The organism is Paraburkholderia sartisoli (genome assembly GCF_900107685.1).
GTDB lineage: Bacteria > Pseudomonadota > Gammaproteobacteria > Burkholderiales > Burkholderiaceae > Paraburkholderia > Paraburkholderia sartisoli.
Genome location: NZ_FNRQ01000004.1, coordinates 1 through 19,636, shown reverse-complemented (window position 1 = coordinate 19,636; position 19,636 = coordinate 1). Strand labels below are relative to the sequence as shown.

The 19,636-nt window shown below is 61.8% G+C and carries 16 protein-coding genes and 1 pseudogene; 13 read left to right on the top strand and 4 right to left on the bottom strand.

The features are described 5' to 3' along the window. Nucleotides 1-13: 13 nt before the first annotated feature. Nucleotides 14-1,543, top strand: a complete 1,530-nt coding sequence (locus BLV45_RS13965; protein ID WP_090533939.1) for an efflux transporter outer membrane subunit — start codon at nucleotides 14-16, stop codon at nucleotides 1,541-1,543. Here the strand turns inward: BLV45_RS13965 and BLV45_RS27880 are convergent. Both BLV45_RS27880 and BLV45_RS13960 read right to left on the bottom strand, forming a co-directional pair. Further along, nucleotides 1,503-1,595, bottom strand: a pseudogene (locus BLV45_RS27880) (IS6 family transposase); the annotation flags it as partial. The gene BLV45_RS13965 and the pseudogene BLV45_RS27880 sit on opposite strands and share 41 nt — an antisense overlap. 155 nt (nucleotides 1,596-1,750) lie before the next feature. Continuing rightward, nucleotides 1,751-2,647, bottom strand: coding sequence for a LysR family transcriptional regulator (locus BLV45_RS13960; RefSeq protein ID WP_090533937.1), 897 nt, complete (start codon nucleotides 2,645-2,647; stop codon nucleotides 1,751-1,753). A 141-nt stretch (nucleotides 2,648-2,788) separates the two neighbouring features. On the opposite strand from BLV45_RS13960, the gene BLV45_RS13955 reads away from it, so the two are divergent. The 9 genes from BLV45_RS13955 (at nucleotide 2,789) to BLV45_RS13915 (ending at nucleotide 12,645) form a co-directional block, all read left to right on the top strand. After that, on the top strand, nucleotides 2,789-4,282 hold the full coding sequence (locus tag BLV45_RS13955; RefSeq protein WP_218133543.1) for an aldehyde dehydrogenase: 1,494 nt from the start codon (nucleotides 2,789-2,791) through the stop codon (nucleotides 4,280-4,282). A gap of 31 nt (nucleotides 4,283-4,313) precedes the next feature. Beyond that, nucleotides 4,314-5,411, top strand: a complete 1,098-nt coding sequence (locus BLV45_RS13950) for an ABC transporter substrate-binding protein (protein WP_090533935.1) — start codon at nucleotides 4,314-4,316, stop codon at nucleotides 5,409-5,411. A gap of 17 nt (nucleotides 5,412-5,428) precedes the next feature. Next, nucleotides 5,429-6,262, top strand: a complete 834-nt coding sequence (locus BLV45_RS13945) for an ABC transporter permease (protein ID WP_090533933.1) — start codon at nucleotides 5,429-5,431, stop codon at nucleotides 6,260-6,262. Then, on the top strand, nucleotides 6,259-7,110 hold the full coding sequence (locus tag BLV45_RS13940; protein ID WP_090533931.1) for an ABC transporter permease: 852 nt from the start codon (nucleotides 6,259-6,261) through the stop codon (nucleotides 7,108-7,110). The genes BLV45_RS13945 and BLV45_RS13940 overlap by 4 nt, the downstream gene beginning before the upstream one ends. Nucleotides 7,111-7,129: 19 nt before the next feature. Continuing rightward, a complete protein-coding gene (locus BLV45_RS13935; protein ID WP_245753265.1) occupies nucleotides 7,130-8,737 on the top strand; it encodes a phytoene desaturase family protein in 1,608 nt (535 codons plus the stop codon). 24 nt (nucleotides 8,738-8,761) lie between these two features. Next, on the top strand, nucleotides 8,762-9,856 hold the full coding sequence (locus BLV45_RS13930) for an ABC transporter ATP-binding protein (RefSeq protein WP_090533929.1): 1,095 nt from the start codon (nucleotides 8,762-8,764) through the stop codon (nucleotides 9,854-9,856). A gap of 55 nt (nucleotides 9,857-9,911) precedes the next feature. Further along, the gene (locus BLV45_RS13925) at nucleotides 9,912-11,552 is read left to right on the top strand and encodes a class I adenylate-forming enzyme family protein (protein ID WP_090533927.1); all 1,641 of its coding nucleotides are present in this window, start codon (nucleotides 9,912-9,914) and stop codon (nucleotides 11,550-11,552) included. A gap of 100 nt (nucleotides 11,553-11,652) precedes the next feature. Then, nucleotides 11,653-11,955 carry an amidohydrolase family protein gene (locus BLV45_RS13920; protein WP_245753263.1) on the top strand — a complete coding sequence of 101 codons (303 nt, stop codon included), beginning with the start codon at nucleotides 11,653-11,655 and terminating at the stop codon, nucleotides 11,953-11,955. A 453-nt stretch (nucleotides 11,956-12,408) separates the two neighbouring features. Then, a complete protein-coding gene (locus BLV45_RS13915; RefSeq protein WP_088176911.1) occupies nucleotides 12,409-12,645 on the top strand; it encodes a hypothetical protein in 237 nt (78 codons plus the stop codon). A 69-nt stretch (nucleotides 12,646-12,714) separates the two neighbouring features. Here the strand turns inward: BLV45_RS13915 and BLV45_RS13910 are convergent, their stop codons facing one another. Together BLV45_RS13910 and BLV45_RS13905 are read right to left on the bottom strand one after the other, a co-directional pair. Continuing rightward, nucleotides 12,715-13,368, bottom strand: a complete 654-nt coding sequence (locus BLV45_RS13910; protein WP_060090756.1) for a response regulator — start codon at nucleotides 13,366-13,368, stop codon at nucleotides 12,715-12,717. Nucleotides 13,369-13,755: 387 nt separating this feature from the next. After that, nucleotides 13,756-16,722 (bottom strand): Tn3 family transposase, encoded by a 2,967-nt coding sequence (locus tag BLV45_RS13905; RefSeq protein WP_046565381.1) that lies wholly within the window; start codon nucleotides 16,720-16,722, stop codon nucleotides 13,756-13,758. 153 nt (nucleotides 16,723-16,875) lie between these two features. Between BLV45_RS13905 and BLV45_RS13900 the strand changes: the two genes are divergently transcribed. The 3 genes from BLV45_RS13900 to BLV45_RS13890 form a co-directional block, all read left to right on the top strand. Beyond that, nucleotides 16,876-18,582 carry a phage integrase family protein gene (locus tag BLV45_RS13900; RefSeq protein WP_046565383.1) on the top strand — a complete coding sequence of 569 codons (1,707 nt, stop codon included), beginning with the start codon at nucleotides 16,876-16,878 and terminating at the stop codon, nucleotides 18,580-18,582. A gap of 43 nt (nucleotides 18,583-18,625) precedes the next feature. Next, complete coding sequence (locus tag BLV45_RS13895; protein WP_322788614.1) at nucleotides 18,626-19,153, top strand: amidohydrolase family protein; 528 nt, start codon at nucleotides 18,626-18,628, stop codon at nucleotides 19,151-19,153. A 248-nt stretch (nucleotides 19,154-19,401) separates the two neighbouring features. Beyond that, the coding region (locus BLV45_RS13890; RefSeq protein WP_143130425.1) for a helix-turn-helix domain-containing protein at nucleotides 19,402-19,636 on the top strand (235 nt) is incomplete at its 3' end.

Sequence of the window (19,636 nt, the reverse complement as noted above, 5' to 3'; positions counted from 1 at the left end):
TGCCGGAAAAATCATGCAGAAGTTCGCTCGATTCACCCCTCCTTCACTGCGCATCCTGGCGTGTGCGGTCCTGTTTGCGGCGTTGGCGATGGTAGAGGGATGTACGGTCGGACCGGACTATGTCCGTCCTTCGGTCGCGACGCCTGCGTCGTTCAAGGAAGCGGGACCGGCCGTCTCGCCCGATGGCACGACGTGGACGCCGGCCAGTCCGCAGGACGCGGCGCAGCGCGGCGCGTGGTGGAAGATCTATCAGGAGCCGGAACTGGACGAACTGGAAGACCGCCTGAATCGCTCGAACCAGAACATCGCGCAGGCGTACCAGAACTTCATGGCGGCCCGCGCGCAGGTGAGTCAGGCACGCGCGAGCTACGCGCCGACCGCCACGCTTCAACCCGCCTACACGCGCTCCGGGTCGTCGTTTTCGGCGCCCGGGATACCCAACAGGGGCGTGCGCTTCACGAGCAACGACTTCAACTTTCCGCTCGCGATATCGTGGGAACCGGACCTGTGGGGGCGCATCGGCAACACCGTGCGGGAATACGCGAACGCGGCGCAGGTTAGCGCCGCCGATCTGGCCAACAAGCGGTTGAGCGAACAGGCCAACCTCGCTCAATACTATTTCGAGCTGCGCGGCCAGGACGAACTCATCGCGCTGAACGAACAGACGATCGAGGCTTATCGCAAGAGTCTTGCGTTGACCGAAGTGCTGGGACGTACCGGCATCGACAGCGCGCAGTCGGTGGCGCAGGCGCAACTGAATCTGAAGACAGCGGAGGCGTCGGCGACGAACTTGCGACTCGCGCGCGCGCAGTATGAGCACGCGATTGCGTTGCTGACCGGCGAGCCGGCTTCGACGTTCTCGTTGCCAGCGAGGCCGCTCACGACGACCGTGCCGGTGATTCCCGCCGGGATTCCGTCGACGCTCCTCCAGCGCAGGCCCGACATCGCGGCGGCGGAACGGTCGATGTCGCAGGCGAACGCGTTGATCGGCGTCGAGACGGCGGCGTTTTATCCGACGGTGAGCATTTCGCTGTCGGGCGGCTTCGAGAGTTCGTTGCTGCAGAACTGGTTCACGTGGCCGGCCCGGTTTTTCTCGCTGGGGCCTTCGGTGTCGCAGACGCTTTTCGACGGCGGTTTGCGCACGGCGACGGTCGCGCAATACAAGGCGCAGTACGAGGGTACGGTGGCGGCGTACCGTCAGACCGTGCTGACGGCTTTCCAGCAGACAGAGGATTACCTCGCCGCGCAGCGCATTCTGGCCACGCAACTGGAACAGCAGAAGGCGGTGGTGGCGGCTGCGCAGCGTTACTACGATCTTTCGACGGCGCGGTATCGCACGGGCGTGGATACGTATCTGAACGTGTTCGTTGCACAGACGGCGTTGCTTTCCGATCAGCAGACGATGATCACGCTGCGCGTGCAGCAGATGACGAGCAGCGTGCAGTTGATCGAGGCGCTGGGCGGTGGGTGGGATGTGTCGCAGCTTCCGGGGCAGAAGGATGTGACGACTGGAAGCGAAAGTACCAGCGCACGGCGCAACTGATGACGCCGCCCGGGAAACGGTGTGCGTGATAGCGCAATTTCGGTTTCCTCATCGCGCCGTCTTACGTGACCGACCCAGCAACCTGGCGATGCTCCATCGCCTGCTCAAATACGTCATATCGAGATACCGTTGCCGTCGGCGCGCTTGCACGGTGGCCCTTCCTGGGACAGGCAAGGTTGATGCCTTCCGAACGGCCGGTGCCGGACCTCACCCCGACGCCATTTCCCCGGCGGTTTTCTTCAACTGCGAGACGAACTGATCAACAATCACCGAGCGCGGCCGACCCGGTGCAAACAGAAAACGCGGCTCGACAGGCACCGCTGGTGAGAACCGCCGGGAAACGAGGTCGGGGAAAGAGTGGCTCATCAACGCAAAGGGGTCGACGAGCGCCACCGCGTTGGCTTCTCTCACCAGCGCGCATAGCACCGGCGTGCTGTTCGAAACAAACACGCTCGTGAACGTTCGACCTTGCGCGCGAAACGCCTCGCGCAAGCGCCAGCCGGTGAGCGTGTCCTCGCCGAAGGTCGCAAGCGTTTCGTTGTCCAGCAGGCGCGGTGTGATCGTCTTACGCGATGCGAGCGGATGCTGTGCGAGCATCACGCAGCGCAACTCCGCCCTGCAGAACTCTTCCACTTCGAGCGTGCCGGAAGGTGCGGCCACATCCAGGATTCCGAAGTCCGCCTGATTGTTGTTGACGTACTCGACGACGTGCCGGGTGGGTAACGCACGGACGTCGAATTTAATATACGGGTGCGTCTTTCGGAACTCGCCTACTGCGCGCGCGACGATCGTGGTGGCCAGCATCGACACCGTGGACACACGTATCGAACCTCGCTGTCCCTGCTGTATTTCGCGAGCCGTCTCCGCGATGGATTGCACGCTGCCAAAGAGCCGCTCGATCTCGGGCAGGATGGCCTCGGCTTCGGGTGTGCAGACGAGCCTCCCCTTGACACGCAGAAAGAGCGCGAGGCCAATTTCCTCTTCCAGCATGCGCAATGTCTTGGTCACGGCAGGCTGGGACACATAAAGAAGACGCGCAGCTGCCGACACGCTGCCCGCCTTCACGACCGCACGGAATATCTCGAGATGACGCACCTTGAGCATGATGGACCCGGGCCACGGCATAACTTTCTGGAAGGAACAAGCTTATCAGAATGTATTGGTTTTCATACTTTTGACACTCTACACTGGGTTTCAGTCGCATGAGGAAGCACGCAATCCACTTAAAATTCAAGGAGCTTTGCTGTGAGCATTCCCGACGCATCGGTGTGGCGCGCCCGCGCGCAGGAGATCAGGCCAGAGGGGCGGGCGTTCATCGACGGGCGCTATGTGAGCGCGCTGTCGGGCAAGACCTTCGAGACAGTCAACCCTGCAACGGGCCGCGTCATCGCCAGGATCGCCGAATGCGGGAAGGAGGACGTGGACCTCGCCGTTGCGAGCGCGCGCAAAGCGTTTGAATCGGGCGCATGGTCGCGGCGCGCGCCAGCAGAACGCAAGGCCGTGATGTTGCGCTTCGCGCAACTCATGCTGGAGCATCGCGAAGAACTGGCGCTGCTCGAATCGCTCGATGTCGGCAAGCCCATTGCGAACGCGTATAACGGCGACATCGTTAGCTCGGCCACCTGCATTCAGTGGTACGGCGAAGCGATCGACAAGCTTTACGGCGAGACCGCGCCCGCCGCACCCGACGTGACCACCATGATCGTGCGCGAACCGCTTGGTGTGGTCGCGGCAGTGGTACCCTGGAACTATCCGCTTTCGATGGCGAGCTGGAAGCTGGGTCCCGCGCTGGCGGCAGGCAACTCCGTCATTCTCAAGCCCGCTGAGCAGTCGCCCCTAAGCGCAATCCGGATCGCCGCACTTGCTGCCGAGGCTGGCTTGCCGGCAGGCGTCCTCAACGTGCTGCCAGGCTATGGCGAGGCAGCGGGCCGCGCGCTCGGCCTCCATATGGACGTGGACGCGGTGGGCTTCACCGGTTCCACCGCGGTAGGCAAACTCTTCATGCAGTACTCGGGACAATCGAACATCAAGCGCGTTGGACTCGAATGCGGTGGCAAGAGTCCGCATATCGTGCTCGACGATTGTCCCGATCTCGATGCTGCCGCCCGTGCCGTCGCGGCGGGCATATTCGCCAACAGCGGCCAGGTGTGCAACGCGGGGTCGCGGCTCATCGTGCAGGCAGCGGTGCGCGACGAGCTGCTGGAGAAAGTCGCGGCCATTGCGCGTGAACTCGCGCCGGGCGATCCACTCGACCCTGCCACGAAGATGGGCGCGATCGTGAGCCAGACACAGCACGAAACAGTCATGTCATACATCGATGCAGGCCGGGCCGATGGGGCGCGGATAATCGCGGGCGGGCGCGCGGCACGGCCCGAGTCCGGCGGCTATTTCATCGAACCCACCGTGTTCGATCAAGTAAGCAACGACATGCGTATCGCACGTGAAGAGATCTTCGGGCCCGTGCTGTCCGCCATTACGGTAGAGTCGCCGGAAGAAGCGGTGCGTGTTGCCAACGACACCATCTACGGTCTCGCGGCCGCCGTGTGGACCTCGAACGTCACCCGCGCGCAGCAGGTGTCGCGGCAATTGAAAGCAGGCGTGGTGTGGGTCAACTGCTTCGACCGGGGCACGATGTCCTCGCCTTTCGGGGGCTTCAGGCAATCCGGTTTTGGCCGCGACAAGTCCATGCACGCGTTCGACAAGTACATGGACTGGAAAGCGATCTGGATCGCCGGATGACGCAGTGCCCCGACCACTCATGGAGACCAGCATGAAAGCGAACACTTCTCGCAGTCCAGTCGACGACGTCAGGACCGACGCCGCAGCCGGTTCTCATTCGCGCCCGCGGCGCGCCTTTTTGCAGCAGGCTGGCGCGCTCGCAGGCGTGGCACTCCTTGGCGCGCCGGCTATCGTGCGCGCGCAGGCGAAGAGCATCAGCGTGACGTGCTGGGGCGGCGCATACGAGGCGGCGGTGCGAGCCGCTTTCGCCGGGCCTTTCACGAAAGAGACGGGTATTGCGGTGAATCTCGTCAATAGCGCCGACCTCGCGCGCATGAAGGTGCAGGTCGAGTCGAAGAACGTGTCGTGGGATGTGTTCGACAGTATCGGCCCGCAGATCGTCGCCGGCTCGCGTCAGGGGATGTGGGAGAAGATCGATCCGGCCATCGTCAAGACTGATGGTCTCGTCACGAAGACAGGCGCGGATTTCGTTGGCACGTATTCGTATGCCGGCGGTATCGGCTACGACCCGAAGCGTGGCGGCAAGCATCCCACCACCTATGCGGAGTTCTGGGACGTGAAGGCGTTTCCTGGCCGGCGCGGCTTGCGTCCGCGAGTGAGCGAGAACCTGGAGATGGCGCTGCTTGCGGATGGCGTCGCGCCTGACAGGCTTTATCCGCTCGATGTCGAGCGCGCGTTCAAGGCGATGGACCGCATCAAGCCATCGGTGCGCAAGTGGATCGAAACGACACCCGAAACGGTCACGCTCATCGCCAGCAACGAACTCGATTTCACGTACACGTATCTCAGCCGCGTATTGCCGGCGCAGCGCGCGGGGACGTCGATCGAGATGTCGATGAAGCAGACGCTCAACAGCCTCGAATATCTGGCGGTGCCAAAGTACGGAAAGAACACGCAGGCGGCGATGCAGTACGTGGCGTTCTGTCTGCGTCCCGACCGGCAGGCGGCGTTCTGCGAGATGGTGGAATTCGCGCCGAATGCCGCGCAGGCAATGCCGCTCGTCTCCGCCGCCGCGAAGGCGCGCATGCCGGATATGCACGATCCCAACAGCATCATCATCAACGACGTGTGGTGGGGCGATCACTACGATTCACTCCAGAACCGCTTCACGACGTGGATGTTGACGTAAAGGAGCCGGAGCGCGCGATGAACTACACGCTGAACCTGAAGGCTGTGGTCGTGATGTTGCTGCCGTTGTACGGCCTGCTGGCGGTGTTCTTTCTCTGGCCGCTTGGTGTGGTGGGCTGGTCGAGCGTCTACGAGCACGCGTTCACGCTACGCGGCTACGAGCAGGTGCTCACGAGCCCGCTGATTCGTCGCGTGCTCGGCAACACCCTGATCATCGGCACGCTCGCCACGGCGACGAGTCTCGTGCTCGGCTACATCATCGCGCTGCATCTCGCGCGCATGCCGGCATCGAAACGCGCGCCGTACCTCGTGATGGTAATGCTGCCGTTCTGGACCAGCATTCTCGTCAAAAGCTACGCATTTACGGTCGTGCTGGGCAGTGCGGGCATCATCGCGAAGCTGGCGGGCTGGCTGAGCGGCGACGCGTGGCATCCCGATCTGATATTCAATCGCACCGGCGTGGTGATCGGCATGACCAATTATCTGCTGCCGTTCATGGTGCTGCCGATTCTCACGAGCCTCACCACGCAGAATCGCAATCTCAAGTTCGCCGCCGAGTTGATGGGCGCAGGGCCGCTCATGATCTTCGCTCGTATCACGCTGCCGCTTTCCATGCCCGGTGTGATCGCTGGCGTGCTGATGTGCCTCACGCTCTCAATGGGCATGTACATCACACCAGCGCTACTCGGTGGGCCGCGAGACATGATGCTCGCCAACCTCATCGACTTCTATACGCGGCAAACGCTCGACTGGACGCTCGCCGCTTCGATCGCGATGATGCTGCTTGTGCTTTCCGGCGTGCTCATAGCGATGCTCGGGCGCGTGCAGCAGGGCAGGGAGGCATTCGCATGATGGATACCGCGACCCGGGTCGGCAGCGACTTCGCAAAACCCGAACCAAGGCGCCGTGACTGGCACGCCGTGATGCGCGTGCTGGGTGCGACAGGCGGCTGGTTGGGCTACCTCTTCCTGCTGCTGCCGAGCCTCGTGATCGTGCCGATCTCTTTCGGCGGCGGCAGCGAACTGACCTTTCCGCCGAAGACCTTCTCGCTCGCGCTGTTTCAGCAGTTTCTTGCCGATCCGGCGTGGTGGGGCGCATGCGTGACGAGCGTGATGGTCGCGTCGCTCGCGTCGGCAATCTCGATCACGGTGGGCGTGCCTGGCGCCTATGCGCTCGCACGCGGTCGCTTTCCCGGTAAGCGTGTGCTCGAGACGTTCGCCATTACGCCGATGCTCGTGCCTGTTGTTGTACTCGGGCTGGGCGTCTACAAGCAGTTCTCGACCCTTGCGCTCGTCAACACGATCTGGGGCCTTGCGCTCGCACATGCCGTGCTGGTGGTGCCGTTCGTGATTATCGCGGTGGGCTCGGGGCTGCGTCACGCCGACGCGTCACTCGAAGCTGTCGCGCTCGTCATGGGTGCGGGTCGTGCACGCATTTTCTTTCAGGTGGTGCTGCCACAGATTCGCGCATCAGTAGCAGTGAGCGTGCTGTTCGCTTTCCTGCTCTCGTTCGACGAAGTAGTGGTGGCGTATTTCATCTCAGGGCCGCAGACCACGACGCTACCGGTCAAGATGTATAGCGCGATCCGCTGGGAAGTGTCGTCGGTTCTTGCGGCCGTCTCGACGCTGCTGACGCTGATTTCGCTGATGGTATGTCTCGGCATCATGGCATTGCAACGGCACGACGCATCTGCCGAATGATCTTCGACCATAACAAAACATGGCGAACGTAAAAAACATGGCGAACCACTACGACGCAGTGATCGTTGGCGCGGGACACAACGGGCTCGTTTGCGGCGCCTATCTGGCGCGCAAGGGCTTCAAGGTCTGCCTGCTGGAGCGGCGCGAACTCGCGGGCGGCGCGGCCGTCAGCGAAGCGGTGTGGCCGGGATATCGGGTTTCCACCGCGTCCTATACGATGGCGCTTCTGCAGCCTCGCATCATCCAGGAACTGGAGCTGGCGAAACATGGCTACGAGATCATTGTTCCGCCGCCGATGCTACATCTCTATGGCGATGGACGCAGCCTCACGTTCCGCGCGGAAGGCGAGCAACTGCGCGCTGACATTGCCCGCTTCAGCGAGGCCGATGCGCACGCATACGGCAGATATCGCGCGCACATGGCGCGACTCGGCAAGGTCGTCTCCGACATGCTGTGGGAAATTCCACCCGATCCCGCGGACGGCGGACTCGGCGCGCGCAGCCGACTGCTCGGCTTCGCCTGGCGTTTTCGCGACATGGGCGAGCAGTTCTACGATCTCTACGACGTACTCACGTTGAGCGCTCGCGATTTTCTCGCGCGCTGGTTCCAGTCCGACGAGATGATTACCGCGATGGGTTTCTATGCGTCGTGCGGCGGCGCCGCGACGAGCATCTGTTCGCCCGGTTCGGCGTACGTGCTTTTGCGCGGCTTCATTCGCGATCACACGACGAGCGCGGGTCCGGCCGGCTTCGTGCGCGGCGGCATGGGCTCGATCTCGGAAGCGATCGAGGCATCCGGCAAGGAACATGGCATGGAGGTGCGCTGCAATGCGCCTGTCGCATCGATAATCATCAGGGGTGAGCGCGCAACGGGCGTGCGGCTGTCGTCGGGGGAGGAGATCGAGGCGGGCTGCGTGATTTCAAATGTGGCGACCAAGGTGCTGTTTCAGCGGCTTGTAAGCGCGGAAAACGTGCCGCCTGAATTTCTCTCGCGGGTCGCACAGATACGTGACCGCTCCACCGCGTTCAAGGTCAACCTCGCGCTCAGGCAGTTGCCCACATTCAAGGACTTCGACGCGGGGGCGGCGGGCTTTGCGTATCCGGCACAGGTGCGCATCGGGCCTTCGGTGGAGTATCTGGAACGCGCATGGGATGCTGCGAAGTACGGCGAGATCTCGTCGCGGCCGCCGCTCGTGGTGTTGAGTCCAAGCGCGGTCGATCCGGGCGTTGCGCCTGAAGGCAAGCACCTGATGAGCATTTTTGGGCAGCACGCGCCCTACGCGCTGCGCGAAGGTACGTGGGATACACAGCGTGAGCGGCTGTATGAAATCGTGCTCGACACACTCGCGACCTACGCGCCCAATATTCGCGACTGTATCGACGATGCGCAAGTGCTTTCGCCCGCGGATCTCGAACGGATTTTCGCGCTGCCGGGTGGCCATGTACACCACGGTGAACTGAGCGCGGACCAGATTTTTTTCAGGCGTCCGGTACAAGGCGCCGCGGACTATCGCACGCCAGTCAGGGGACTTTATCAGTGCGGTGCGTCGGTACATCCGGGCGGCGGCGTGACGGGCGTGCCGGGGCACAACGCCGCGCAAGTCGTGATGCGCGGCGAGCGGCATTGAGCGGACAGATTACGGGATTGCGCAATGAACATGATCGAACTGAAACAGGTCTCGCGACGCTACGGTGCGGTGGAAGCACTCGCACCGCTCGACTTCAGCGTGAAGCAGGGCGAATTCGTCACGCTGCTCGGCCCAAGCGGTTCGGGTAAGACAACGCTGCTCAATGTGATTGCAGGCATGGTGAGTCCGTCGTCAGGACGGATTTTCATGCGCGGCATCGACATCACGGATGCGGCGCCGAGTGCGCGCGGTCTTGGCATGGTGTTCCAGAACTATGCGCTCATGCCGCATATGACGGTGTTCGACAACATTGCGTTTCCACTGCGTGTGCGCAAGATGCCAAAGGACGAGATCCGGCGCAAAGTAAAAGACGTGCTCGACATGGTGCGCTTGCCAGACATCGCAATGCGCAAGCCCAGGGAACTCTCGGGCGGCCAGCAGCAGCGCGTGTCGCTGGCGCGCTGCATCGTGTACAACCCGGTGCTGATCCTGCTCGACGAACCGCTCGGCGCACTCGACAAGAAGCTGCGCGAGCAGATGCAGTTCGAAATTCGCCGCCTGCATGCTCAACTCGGCATCACGATGCTCAATGTCACGCACGACCAGGACGAGGCGCTCTCCATGTCCGATCGCATCGTGCTGATGAATCAGGGACGCGTGGAGCAGATCGCGACGCCCGACGAACTCTATCGCTCGCCGCGCACGGCATTTGCGGCGAATTTCATTGGCACGGCCAATCTGATTTCGGGCACCGTGCAGGACAGCGCCGGCACGAACACAGTCGTCTCGACGTCGCTGGGTCTGCTGCCCGCCACGATCGACTCTGGCTCGGTGCCGCGCGGCACCGCCGTCAAACTGCTGGTGCGTCCGGAGAGCGTGCGCATGACCGCCGCGTCTGATTCGCCTCACGTGGAGGATGGCGCGGGCAAGCGTCACGCAGGCACGCTGGAAGATTCAATCACGCTAGGCAGCGTGGTGCGTCATCACGTGCGCTTGCCGGGCGACACGCAGATCGTCGTGCAGGAGCAGGGCAGCCGACGGCAGGTTGCGCACGAACGTGGCGCGCCGGTCCTGCTGGACTGGGCGCCCGAGGATTGCCAGATCATCTTGCAGGACTAGGCCGCGCGACATGCGCGCCTCGCTACGCGAGGCTTCGACATTTCTGGAGAAAGGTATGAAGACACAGTCGCCGACCGTGGAGGACGAACTCGCCCGTCGGAAACGTCAGGAACAGCTCGCGTTGCCCGAGTCGCTTGGGCAGTTCGTGCGCGAGCAGGCCGCGCTTTATGGCGACAGGATCGCCGCGGTCTGGTTCGACCGTGGCATTAGCATGACCTATGCGCAGATTGACCACGCCGCCTCGCGACTGGCGGATTCGCTCGTCAGGCAAGGCATTCGGAAGGGCTGTCATGTTGCGCTGATGCTCAAGAATTCACCCGAATTTCCGATCACGTGGATCGCGCTCGGACGGATCGGCGCCGTGATGGTTCCGGTCAACACAGCTTATACGCTCGACGAAATGACGTTCGTGCTTACCGACGCCGATGCGCAATATCTGGTGATCGACGCCGGGTTTTTGCCGCGTATCGCCGAAACGCCGGCGTTGCCTGGCCTGCTCGCGTGGGAGCGTGTGATCGTGTGCGGAGAAGGCGGGCACACGTTGAACTGGCAGACGCTGCTCGATGCTGGCAGCGCTGATTTTGTGGCACCCAGCACGGTTTCCCGCAACGATCTTCTGAACCTGCAATATACCTCTGGCACGACGGGCTTTCCGAAAGGCTGCATGTTGAGCCACGACTACTGGATGATTCATTGTCACGGGGCTGCGCGGCATCGGCGCGGGCCGGAGGCGGGAATCGAAAACGTGCTGATCTGGGCGCCGTTTTTCTACATGGACCCGATGTGGCAATTTCTCATGACGATGAAGCTCGGCGGCACCGCGTACATCGCGGAGCGCATGAGTCTCACGCGCTTCATGTCGTGGTTGATCGACTATCGCATTCACTACTGCATCTTTCCTGAGCCGGCGCTGAGCCAGCATCCACGCAGCCCGCGCGATGCCGAAGTGTGTCTCAAGTACATCAGCATCTATGGCTGGACCAAACCGGCGCGGGAAGAGGTGCAGGCGCGCTTTAACGTCATCGCGCGGGAAGGGTTCGGCATGACCGAAGTGGGTACCGGCGCACTGGTGCCAGCGTGGGCGAACGAACAGGCACTGGAGCGCACATGCGGACTGCCCGCGCCGTTTCGCGAACTACAGATCCGGTGTGTTGACGGCAGCATCGCCGACGTCGATGAAGTGGGGGAGCTGTGGATTCGCGGTCGCGGCATTTTGTGGGGCTATTACAAGCGCCCCGAGGCAAACGCCGAGAGTTTCGACGGAGAATGGTTTCGGACGGGCGACCTGTTCAGGCGCGACGCGCAGGGTTTCTTTTTCATCGTCGGTCGCATCAAGGAGATGATCAAGCGCGCAGGCGAAAATGTTTCCGCAACCGAAGTGGAGACGGTGTTGCGTAGCATGGACGCGATTGACGAGGCCGCCGTGGTGCCCGTTCCCGATCCGCTGCGCCGCGAAGAGGTGAAAGCGTATCTGAAATTGCGGGATGGTCTGACACATGGAGATTTGCCGCCCGAGGTCGTATTCGAGCACTGTGCGAAGCATCTTGCTTCGTTCAAGGTGCCGCGCTACCTGCAATACATCGAAGGCGATTTCCCGCGAACGCCCTCGCGAAAAATTGCAAAGAAGCGATTGATCGCCGAGACGGTCGATCCATTCGCCGGGACTTTCGATCGCCAGGAATCGCGTTGGCGTTGACACCTTGTCTGTGGAGCATCGCATGTTCGTGGACTTTTCGAGTCGTCCGCCCTCGCTGCAATTCGACGGACCTGCCAGCCATCTGGCGAACTATCGGCGCGTGTACGAAGGCACGGAGCGACAGGTTGCCGATTCGGGCGGCGGCGATCCGCTGGCTGATTATCTTGCCACTTACGAGCGCCTGAACGCGCGCCATGTGGTGCTAAAGGCGCGAGATCTGACCAGCACGTTCGGCGTGAAGATATCGAATGCGGACGTGGCCACGTTTTGTCGCGCGCACGGCGAGCGTTATATCGGCTTCGCGGGTGTCGATCCACACAAGGGCGACGCTGCGGTCGCCGAGTTCGAGACAGCAGTGCGCGAACTGGGTTTACGAGGGGTCGCTTGCGAAAACGGAAAATAAAGCACGTTAGCGGCGGACGAACGTTGCCAGACGACCCCTTGGAGTCATTCAAAATCGAATCTCGAACGGCCGCTTCCGCCCTTGCATGAGCCGATCGTCGACGGCTGATTGACCTGCGCAGCGCTATCGTTCACGGTGGTCGCCGCGGCAAACCGCGCAAAGCAGGTCAAGAAATTCCAGTAGCAGTGAAACCATACCGCTGGCCCCGCGATGAATGGACGGACGCGGGGCAAGAGACCGACCCCGATAATCGCAAAATGCGAACTTTGTATAGTTCAAATGCAGTTTGATTGATCCAGATGAACCAACTGGCAGATTTAGGCTGCCCTACCAGGCTGCAAAGCCTCATAGTTTGTGCTTGAGTTCGCCGCCCCCTTGCTGCCAGACGCTATTGAGCGTCCTGCGATGCTGTATGGCCTCTGCGGGGGAGGGGCGGGACACGGAGGCCATCCTATGGAATCGTTTCTGAGTGCGCATGAACTGTCAGCGCTCATGCTTATAGAACAAGCTCCCTCGCACGCTGATCTTGACCGGCGCGAGGTCGAACAGCTTATAGGCCGGCAATTGGTTGAGCGCGCCGCAGGCGCATCCGGTGCGTCTGAATTTAAGGTAACAGACAATGGAAGCGCAGTCCTGACACGGATATTCGCCTTCGATATACGGGCGCAGAAAGTTGATCCGCCTGCGTAACCCGCAACACCAAAACTCCGATGCGGCATGATGCGTGTCAGTGTGACATCGACACGCTCCAGGGGCGACTTAGAGCAGCTCGGCACCGTCATCTTCAAGAAGGTCGTGGCGCACAGCGTAGCGCACAAGCGCCGCGTCGTTCGCGAGGCCGGACTTTTCCAGAATGTTCGTCCTATGTGTGCTGACCGTCTTGGCACTCAAACCCAGCTTTCCTGCGATCACTGCAATAGATTCGCCTGCCGCAATCAGGAGAAGTATCTGGAATTCGCGGGCGGACAGGCGCTGGTGGGGAAATGAAGAATCGACTTCAGCAAAACCGTGGGCGATCTGGTCCGCCATCATAAGACTTACATAGATGCCTCCGGACGCAACCTTTCGGGCCGCCGCTATAAAGTCTTTGCCAGGCGTATCTTTCGTAACGTATCCGGACGCTCCGGCCTTGAACGCACGAACTGCGTACGCCTGCTCAGGATGCATCGTCACCACCAGAATGCGCAACGAAGGATTTTCGATCTTGATCAGGGGGATCAGATCGAGGCCATGGAGGCCGGGCATTGAGAGGCCGAGAGTAAGCAAGGCTGCATCGGTCGCTCTCGCAAGTGCCAGCGTGCTTGCTCCGTCGGCCGCTTCACCTGCAAACTCGAACTCCCCTGTGCTGCACAGCAGCGCACGCAGCCCCTCACGCATGACACCATGCGCGTCAGAAATTGCCACCTTCGTCATGGATCACTCTCATGGAAAGAGGCGAGATTGCCTTTTGTCATGATGGACCGTTGGCCATGCAGATCGAAGGTTACTTTGTAACAGCACACATCGTGGAGTTTCGGTCAAAATTCCGGCGTTTACCTCCATTTAAGTTCCCAAACACGGGTTAATTTGCCGTTTCGCCGCTGTAGATCCCCAAGAGGCCAATGTGCTACGGGACTCCAGGTCCACGAGCAGCGCTCGGAGCGTTCTCTTTGTGTGCTTGCACGTGGCAGTCGGCTGTTCTTCGTATTTCAGCCGCTCGAGAGAACATCACCAAAGTCTCTTCATGGCCGCACTGCGCCGCTCCGCCAGCTTACTTAGGACAGTTGCCGCGCACAACACCCCCAACAGGAAAGGCTAACGCTAGTGGTCCCGGGCGGGACGCAGTGGCCGGAATCCACCGCGCCGCACGTTCTGGTCCTCGCGCCACACGTAATCGCCCGTCAGGTTGATGTGCTCCCAGCCAAGCGGTGAGAGATACGGTAGCAAAACTGCATCGGGCGGGGTACCGCGTGCGACCATCGCGTGGACAGCCCGGTCGAGGTAGACGGTGTTCCACAGCACGATTGCGGCAGTGACCAGATTCAGGCCGCTGGCGCGATAGCGCTGCGACTCAAAGCTGCGATCGCGGATTTCCCCAAGGCGGTAGAAGAAGACCGAACGTGCAAGCGCATTGCGGGCCTCGCCCTTGTTCAGGCCGACGTGAACGCGGCGGCGCAGTTCGACGTTCTGCAGCCAGTCGAGGATGAACAGCGTACGCTCGATACGACCGATCTCGCGTAGCGCAACGGCGAGGCCGTTCTGCCGCGGATAGCTGCCGAGCTTGCGCAGCATCAGTGAAGCGGTGACGGTACCCTGCCGGATCGACGTCGCCAGGCGCAGGATCTCGTCCCAGTTCCGCCGGATTGCCTTCTCGTTGTACGTGTCACCAATCATCGACTGGAGCGCCGGATAGTCCTTCACGCTGCCAGGCACGTACAGCTTCATGTCGTGGAGATCGCGGATGCGGGGCGCGAACCGGAAGCCCAGCAGGTGCATCAATGCAAAAACGTGGTCGGTGAAACCGTTGGTGTCGGTGTAATGTTCCTGAATGCGCAGATCCGACTCATGGTATAGCAGGCCGTCGAGCACGTAGGTCGAATCGCGCACGCCGACGTTCACGAGGTTCGGGTAGAACGGCGCGTATTGGTCGGAGATGTGCGTGTAGAACATCCGGCCTGGTTCGGCGCCATACTTCGGGTTCACATGTCCGGTACTCTCGGCGCGTCCGCCGGCCCGGAAACGCTGCCCGTCCGATGACGAAGTGCTGCCGTCACCCCAATGGGTAGCGAACGGCTGGGCGAACTGTGCGTTGACCAGTTCGCCCAGCGCCTGCGAATAAGTCTCGTCACGGATGTGCCACGCCTGCAGCCACGAGAGTTTCGCGTAGGTGGTCCCCGGGCATGCTTCTGCCATCTTTGTCAGTCCGAGGTTTATCGCATCGGCCAGGACCGTCGTGAGCAGCAATGTCTTGTCTTTTGCGCTCTCTCCGGTCTTCAGGTGCATGAAATGGCGAGTGAATCCGGTCCACGCATCGACCTCCATCAGCAGTTCGGTGATCTTCACGCGCGGCAGCATGACCGACGTCTGGTCGATCAGCGTCTGGGCAGCCTCGGGCACTGCTGCATCGAGTGGCGTGATTTTCAGGCCCGATTCCGTAATGATCGCATCGGGCAGTCCGTTTTCGGCCGCGAGCCGGTTGACGGTTGCCAGCCGCTCCTCCAGCAACTGCCGCCGCTCGTTCAGGTAACGGTCGCAGTCGGTGGTGATGGGTATTGGCAGCGCATTGTCCCGCCTGATCGCCTGGAAATTTTCCGCCGGAAGCAGATAGTCGTCGAAGTCCTTGAACTGGCGTGAGCCCTGCACCCAGATGTCGCCTGATCGCAGCGCATTCTTCAACTCGGCCAGCGCACACAACTCGTAGTAACGACGATCAATACCGGTGTCGGTCAAGACCAGTTGTTTCCACCGCGGCTTGACGAAGGCGGTCGGCGCGTCCGCCGGCATCTTGCGCACGCCATCATTGTCCATGGCCTTGATCATGTTGACGGCGTTGAGCACATCGGTCGCCGCCGGCGCCGCGCGCAGTTTCAGGATTTCGAGGAAAGCCGGTACGTAGCGACGCAGCGTCGCGTAATGGTCGCCGATCTGATGCAGGAAATCGAACGCTTCGGGCTGGGCCAGTTGCTCGGCCTCGCTGACACTTTTCGTGAATACCTCCCACGACATGACGGACTCGATCGCCTTGAAGGCATCGCCGCCATTTTCCCTGGCCTTCAGCAGGGCGCGGCCGAGCTTCCCGTACAGTCTCACCTTGTCGTTGATCGCCTTGCCCGAGCGGTGGAACTGCTGCTGATGTTTCTTTTTCGCGGCATTGAAAAGCCGACCGATGATGCGGTCGTGCAGGTCGACGATTTCATCGGTGACTGTCGCTGTCGCTTCCATGACGATGGCCGCCAAGGTCGCGTGACGACGCTGTGTTTCGAACTTCCCGAGGTCGTGTGGCGTCATCTGCGCGCCTTCGCGCGCAATCTTGAGCAAACGGTTTCTGTGCACCAGCCGGTCGAGGCCCGCGGGCAGGTCGACGGCGTGAAGGATTTTCAGGCGGTCGATGTGCTGCAGCATCTGTCGCGAACTCGCCTTGCCCGGCGGCAGCCGCAACCATGCCAGCCACGTCATGCGGCCGTCGTCCCGACGCTTCAGTAACTCGTCGAGTCTTCGCCGATGACCGTCCGACAGCAATTCCGTGAGCACGTCGTGGATGCGACGCGTCGCGCGGGTGACCGCTTCAGCACAGATCCGCTCGATCACGTTCGAACCCGGCAACAGGATTGCCTGCCGGCGCAGATATTCGAGCAGCGCCTGCGCGAGTACGAAGCCCTTGTCGGTCTGCATTGCCAGGTCGACGAGTGCCAGTACCGCCGGATGGTAGTCGGCCACCGTAAGCGGACGCAGTTGCAGCGCCGCCTGCAGTTCGAGCAGATGCTCACGGCGCGTCTGGTCCCGCTGCGCGTACGCCTCCCAGTGCGACGGTGCAATGCCGAGTTGCCCGGCAACGTACCGCAGCAGCGCGGGCGGAGGCTCGACACCAGCGCTCAAAGCGAAGCCCGGAAAACGCAAGCAGCAGAACTGGACGGCAAATCCGAGGCGATTGGCCGTTCCTCGATGCTGCCTGATCAGCGACATGTCCTGCTCGCTAAACGTGTAGTGGCGAATTAGATCATCGTGGCTGTCAGGGAACGAAAACAGGCTGTCTCGCTCGGCCGGCGAGAGAATGGAACGACGGGGCATGGTGGGCTCGACAGAGGATGGGGATGGCGCTGACGGCGGGTTGCAGCACCGATTCCACTGGACTGACGGTTCAGAAAAACAGCAGTGTAATACGATCCATTGCCATAATCCTTCTTATCGCAATGGATGCCTTTTTTCACTAAACTGACAAACATGAAAACGCGTCAGTCCTGGCCTGCCTCGCACCCGGCCTCCACCGAACCGCTGGCGTTTCCGGATGCCGACCAGCTTGCGGCGCTGCGCGGCTGGTATGCCGGCCTGTCTTCGCGGGCCGCCGTGGACCGCTACCTGTCTCACGCACGCGCGCCGGGCGCATCGGCGCGCGGCATCATCGGCGCGATCCGCCGTCAGCTTGTCAACCTTGCCGTTGAACGCCAGCGCGCCGATCTTGCTGATCTGCTGCAACATCCTGTTGGTGACCGGCTCGCCCGGGCAGGCGCGGTCGCACACGCGATCGAAATCCTGCGTGCGTTGCCGATGCCACAACCGCAGATCGCCGATGACATCGGCCTGTGGCTGACGCCGCGCGCGGCGCGCGTGCTGCGTGCGCATGGCATCGCGACCCTCGCGGACCTGACCGTGCGGGTGCCGCGTCGACGCCGCTGGTGGAGCACGGTGCGCGGACTTGGCCAGACCAGTGCCCGGCAGATCGAGGCATTCTTTGCCGCCCATCCGCAACTGACGGAACGCGCTCACGCGCTGGTTGCCGTGACCACGTCGGGCGTCGTCGTCCCATGGGAGCAGTTGAGGGTGCCGCACGAGGTGGATGGTTCGCACGGCAGCTTCCGGGCGCCCAGGCGGGCCTGCGCGCTTGACGCGAACAACGACTATGACGCGGTTCACGCGTGGCTCGCGTTGCACGAAACTCCTGCCACGCAGCGTGCCTACCGCAAGGAGGCTGAACGCCTGATTCTCTGGGCCATCGTCGAACGTGGACGGGCGCTGTCCTCGCTCACAACAGAGGATGCGATCGCGTATCGGAGCTTTCTGCGGCATCCCGGTCCGCGCGAGCGGTGGGTCGGGCCGCCGCGGCCGCGCAGCGCCCCAGACTGGCGCCCGTTCTCTGGAAACCTGTCGGGCCGCTCGACCGCCTACGCACTCTCCGTGCTGGGCGCCCTGTTTCGCTGGCTGATCGAGCAACGCTACGTGCTTACCAATCCGTTTGCCGGTATCAAGGTGCGTGGCAAAACGCGTGTCGCGCCACTTGACACGGCGCGCGGCTTCACGGAAGGCGAATGGGGGCTGCTTCGCACGATCGCCAACGGACTGGAATGGTCCTACGGCTGGGAAGCACCCGCCGCGCAGCGGCTGCGCTTCCTGCTCGACTTTTCCTACGCAACCGGTCTGCGTGCGAGCGAACTTGTCGGCGCGAGGCTTGGCGACATCCGGATAGATGAACGCGGTGCCCACTGGCTCAATCTCGTGGGCAAGGGAGGCAAGCCCGGCAAGGTGGCTTTGCCGCCACTCGCGCGCGTTGCACTCGAACAGTACCTCGTCCAGAGGCATCTGCCAGTGACACCGCGGCGCTGGGATCCGAAAGCCCCGCTACTGGCGAGTTTTGATGGGGAAGGAGCAACGGGCATCACCCGTTCCCGTCTGTGGTTCGTGATGCGCGGTTTTTTCCGCCTGGCCGCCGATGTCATCGGCACCGATTATCCCGTACTAGCTGAAAAGTTGCATCGCGCCAGCCCCCACTGGACGCGCCATACCCACGCCACCCATGCGCTTGCTCGCGGCGCGGAGCTGACGACCGTGCGGGACAACCTGCGCCACGCCTCTATCGCAACGACCTCGATCTACCTGCTAAGCGACGAGGCTAAACGCTCCCGCCAGATGGACGAAGCGTTCGCCGCGCCGTAGCCCACGCCCTTTCCGACAGGGCGTCGCCGGCTAAACGTGCTTTATTTTCCGTTTTCTCAAGCGACCCCTACGAGGCCTGAACGTGCAAGGCTTCGAGCACAAGCTGACGATTGACGATCCGCTACTGTTTCCGCTCTATCGCAAGTGCGTGGAACTGGATGTGCCAGTGAACATTCATTGCGGGACGAATTTCTCGACGCATACGTCGATGACGTTCGGTCATCCGGCAGCACTCGATCGCGTGATGATGGCGTTGCCTGACCTGCGCGTGTGCGCGTCGCCGCCGGGCTGGCCGTGGGTGCATGAACTGCTGGCGGTGGCGTGGCGGCATCCTAACGTCTGGATCGGCACGCTCGCCGTGCGTCCGGGACTACTGGCCACGGCGCACTCCGGCTACGAGCCGCTACTGCAATATGGCCGAACGGTGCTGAAAAAACGCATGATCTTCGGATCCGCGTTTCCGATGATGCCGGTGGAGAAAGCATTGAGCGAATTCGATTCGCTCGACTTGCCAGACACGGTGCGCGAGGACTGGCGCGGCAACAACGCGCTTGCGTTACTTCGGCTGTAGGGCGTCGCTGTCAGGGAGACCACGCACCTGGGCGAAATCCATCTGAAACTGGTGTGCCGCTCAGTTTCTGTATTCGGCAAACCAATACTCTCTGCAGTTATGGCGATTAACTTTACATAAGATAAATTATCGATCATCTGGGTTGTAGAGGCTACCTGGTAATGTCCGCTTTTAGCTAGATAGAAATGTCCGCTTTTGATGCCGTCGTATGCTAGCCAGCCGCTGTTTTCGCGGGACTGGAGGCTTCGATGGTTGCAATGGAACGGATCACGATGACGATGCGCGAGCTGGACAGATTCAAGGTCATTCAGGACGTGGTGGACGGCAAACTCAAGCCGTGGCGTGCTGCCGAGAGACTCGGACTGACGACGCGGCAGATTCGCCGGCTCGTGGGCAAGCTGCGAGACCATGGTCCAACGGGTCTGGTATCCGGGCGTCGATCGCAACCTGGCAATCGCCGCCTGGATGCCGGTGTGGCCGATC